Raw genomic sequence first — 2,523 nt, forward strand, 5'->3', positions numbered from 1 at the left:
TATGCCAGTCCGCAGGCGGTGACCGCGGATCTACCGGGCCTCGAGTTCGACTTCGCGGTGATCGACTACCAGATGCCGGGCATGAGCGGGATCGAGCTGATCGCCGAGATCCGCCGACATCCCGGCAACGCCGACAAGCCGATCGTCATCGTGACGGCCGACCACCATGCCGAGCTCCGGCTCGCCGCGCTCCAGGCGGGTGCGATGGAGTTCCTGACCAAGCCGATCGATCCGGTCGAGTTCACGACGCGCGTGCGCAACCTCGCCCGGCTGTGCGACGCGCAGCGCAAGCTGGCGGATCGGGCGGCATGGCTCAGGGCGGAGGTGGACGCCGCCATCGGCGAGCTGCGGCGGCGCGAGGAGGAGATCATCCACCGCCTGACGCTCGCCGCCGGCTACAAGGACGAGGACACGGCCATCCACACGGTGCGCATGGCCAGGATGTGCGGCGACATCGCCCGCGAACTCGGACTAGAGCCGGGCCTCTGCCGCGACATCGAGCTGGCGGCTCCGATGCACGACATCGGCAAGGTCGGCATCCGCGACGAGGTGCTCCTGAAGCGCGGCAAGCTCGACGAGGGCGAGATGCAGCACATGCGGGAGCACCCCCGGATCGGCGGCAGCATCCTCGAGGGATCGACCTGCGACCTCCTGCGCCTCGCCTCGGTCATCGCGATGACGCACCACGAGCGCTGGGACGGCACGGGGTATCCAAGCCATCTCAAGGGCGACGACATCCCGATCGCGGGCCGGATCGCGGCCGTCGCGGACGTCTTCGACGCCCTGATCAGCCCCCGCCCGTACAAGCCGGCCTGGTCGGAAGCGGAGGCGACCGAGTACGTCGCCGCGCAGTCGGGGCGCCAGTTCGATCCCGCCTGCGTCGAGGCCTTCCTGCGCGTCAGGGCACGCACGACCGGTTCGGAGGCCTTCGTCGCGGATGCCGCGGCGTGAACCGGCCCGGTCCGCGTTCACGCGCGGCGCAAGGTTGACGTGCAAACCTGCGCCGGTTCTCTCGGAGGGCGGGCCCGGAGCGACCCGCCTCGTTGGTGGCTGGGGCATGGCATGCAGTTGACGGCGGCCGAACGGGCGCATCGCCAGGTTGGCGGCGGCCATTCCGGCGCGAGCGTGATCGGGATGATCGCCGGGCACGACTGGTCGCGGACGGCGCTCGGGGCCCGCGCGCGGTGGCCCGTCGGTGCCGCGACGATGGTGGCCATGATTCTCGAATCCCGGCAGCCGATGTTCCTGCTGTGGGGCCCCGAACGGACGCTCGTCTACAACGATGCCTACGTCCCGCTGCTCGGAGCGAAGCACCCGTCGGCCCTCGGCCGCCCGTTCCTGGAGGTGTGGGAGGAGGCCGTTGACAGCCTCAAGCCGCTCGTCGACCGCGTGTTCGAGGGGCACTCCAACTACATGGACCACATCCATCTGATGCTCGATCGCGGCGAGGGGCTGCGGGAGGCGCACTTCTCCTTCTCCCACAGCCCGGTCCGCGACACGGACGGCCGTGTGGGTGGCCTGCTCTGCGTCTGCACCGAGACCACGGCCGGCGTCCTCGCGGAACGGAGCCGGAGGGTCGTCGAGGAAAGGATGCGCGAGATCCAGTCCGAACTCGCGCACATGTCGCGGTTCACCGCTCTCGGCGAGATGGCCTCGGCGCTCGCGCACGAGCTGAACCAGCCGCTTGCCGCCATATCGAACTACCTGACGGGTTGCCGGGAGCTGCTCGAGGACCCGGGGGAACGGGACGATGCGCTCGTCCGGGACGCGATCGGCGAGGCCGCGGCGCAGGCCCTGCGAGCCGGCGAGATCATCCGCTCGCTCCGGGCGTTCGTGTCGCGCGCGGAAGCGCGACGGCAGCCGGTGCCGCTCGAGACGCTCGTGAGCGAGACGCTGGCACTCGCGCTGCTCGGGTCGTCGCACGTCGAGGTGCGGGTGAACGTCAGGATCGGATCGGAGCTACGGGTTCTTGTCGACCGGATCCAGATCCAGCAGGTCGTCCTGAACATCGTCAGGAACGCCGTCGAGGCGATGCAAGGCCGCCCAGTGAGAACGCTGGAGATCGTCGCCTCGGCCTCGCCTCACGACGGTATGGTCGACGTGGCGATCTCGGACACGGGGGGTGGAATCCACCCGGCCGTGGCCGCGAAGCTGTTCCAGCCGTTCCAGACGACCAAGCCGAACGGGATGGGCGTCGGGCTCTCGATCTGCCGGACGATCGTCGAGGCGCATGGCGGCCGGATCGCGGCGGAGACGCGGGCCGACGAGGGAACGACGTTCCGGCTGAGCCTTCCGGCTGCCGGCGAGGAGGGGGAGCGCGATGCAGCCTGAGCCTGCCGTTCACGTCGTCGACGACGACGCCGACGTCCTGCGTTCGGTGTCCTTCCTGCTGCGGGCTCACCGGATTCCGGCCTGCATGCATGCGTCCGCGAGCGCCTTCCTGCACGCCGAGGCCATCGGCGTCGCGGGCTGCGTCCTCAGCGACGTGCGGATGCCCGAGATGGACGGGATCGAACTCCTGCG

General features: G+C 70.0%; 3 protein-coding genes. All 3 read left to right on the forward strand.

Annotated features, from left to right (window positions below):
* The coding region (locus tag QZ753_RS12010) for an HD domain-containing phosphohydrolase (RefSeq protein WP_294644030.1) at positions 1–951 on the forward strand (951 nt) is incomplete at its 5' end.
* Positions 952–1,062: 111 nt separating this feature from the next.
* Positions 1,063–2,331, forward strand: a complete 1,269-nt coding sequence (locus tag QZ753_RS12015; RefSeq protein ID WP_294644031.1) for an ATP-binding protein — start codon at positions 1,063–1,065, stop codon at positions 2,329–2,331.
* Positions 2,321–2,523, forward strand: a 203-nt coding sequence (locus QZ753_RS12020) for a response regulator (RefSeq protein ID WP_294644032.1), incomplete at its 3' end; no start/stop codon positions are given. The genes QZ753_RS12015 and QZ753_RS12020, both read left to right, overlap by 11 nt.

The sequence above is a fragment of the uncultured Aureimonas sp. genome (assembly GCF_913775355.1).
In the GTDB taxonomy this organism is placed as follows: domain Bacteria; phylum Pseudomonadota; class Alphaproteobacteria; order Rhizobiales; family Rhizobiaceae; genus Aureimonas.

What these genes read in the sequence shown, in the direction of transcription:
- QZ753_RS12015 (WP_294644031.1), top strand. Translation starts at nt 1,063, where the DNA reads ATGCAGTTGACGGCGGCCGAACGGGCGCATCGCCAGGTTGGCGGCGGC.